The following is a 1,125-nucleotide window of genomic DNA, read 5'->3' as shown; positions in this document are numbered from 1 at the left end:
CGAACCTCCCAAATCCAGTAACCAGCGATGAGCTCCTTCGACTCCGCGAACGGCCCATCGACAACCGACGTACCAGTCTCAGCGAAGACCACCTGTACGCCCTTGGCACTGGGCTGCAACCCCTCACCGCCGAGCATGATGCCGGCGTTGACCAACTGCTCGTTGTACACCCTCATCTGCTCGAACATCTCCGCCGTCGGCGTCGCCTTCCCCTCATCGGCGCCGGCGCCCTTCGTCATCACCAGAACTCGCATGTCGTCTCCTCCTGCCTCCGCACTTCCGCCTGGTCCGCGGAACGGTTGAGGGTGTCCAAGATCGGCGTTGCTGACCCATCGCCGAACTTCTGGAGCCCGTCGTGGACGCTGACTTGGACACCCTCGTGACCGCACTGTACGTGGAGATCGATGACCTGATCGAGCGGCCCCGCCGCCCGCTGCCGACGCACGCTGAACTGCAGTGCCTGGCCGTGATGCAGGTGCTGCTGCGCTACGCCAACAAGCACCTGGCCACCCCGTTCGACCAGCTTCGTCTGATCGACTCGACCCCGGCTGTCGTGCGAGGCCTCACGAGAGACCGTCAAACCCCGAGGGCATGCCGGTCGTCCGGGGCCTGGCCAACCCCAAACTCGGCGAACGCGAGGTCATGACCGCGCTCCTCGAAGCCGACCATCACCTCATCCACGCTGGCCAGCGCCACGACCGCCGAGGCGAACCCGTCCGGTTCGGCGAACTCGCCCGCGTCCGCCAGTGGGTCGAGGCCGTCTTCGACACCCTCAAAGGCCAACTCGACCTGGAAGCCCACGCAGGCCGCACCCTGGCCCGCGTCTCTAGCTGGCGCTGGCCCTGGCCAGGACGTCGGCGAGAAGCTCGTAATCGACCGCCTGTCCTTCGCTGATGTCAGCGGTCTTCCGCTCGCCGTTACCCAACGACCGCAGAACGCCCTTGACCGGATCGATGCCGCCAGCATTGAAAATCAAGAATGAGATCTTGGCCCGCGCGACGTGAATCGCCGCCACGTGCCGACCATCGCAGGCGAAATGCGGCTTACCGTACTCCAGCCGCTCCTCAACATCCGGGACCGCCCGACGAACAAGCCGCCGAAGCTCCTCGCACACCTCGACCTGCC

General features: G+C 65.5%; 2 protein-coding genes and 1 pseudogene. 1 reads left to right on the top strand and 2 read right to left on the bottom strand.

Features of this window, described 5'->3' with window-relative positions:
• The coding region (locus tag ABT297_RS43095) for a YciI family protein (RefSeq protein WP_350560027.1) at nt 1–254 on the bottom strand (254 nt) is incomplete at its 3' end.
• A gap of 101 nt (nt 255–355) precedes the next feature.
• Here ABT297_RS43095 and ABT297_RS43270 point away from each other — a divergent pair.
• A pseudogene (locus ABT297_RS43270) lies at nt 356–825 on the top strand (IS982 family transposase); the annotation flags it as partial.
• 1 nt (nt 826) lies between these two features.
• Here the strand turns inward: ABT297_RS43270 and ABT297_RS43085 are convergent.
• The coding region (locus tag ABT297_RS43085; protein WP_502885731.1) for a DUF1801 domain-containing protein at nt 827–1,125 on the bottom strand (299 nt) is incomplete at its 5' end.

This window comes from Dactylosporangium sp. NPDC000555 (assembly GCF_040300025.1).
In the GTDB taxonomy this organism is placed as follows: Bacteria; Actinomycetota; Actinomycetes; order Mycobacteriales; family Micromonosporaceae; genus Dactylosporangium.
Note: the sequence above shows the minus strand (reverse complement) of the source record. Positions and strands in the feature narration are given on the sequence as shown.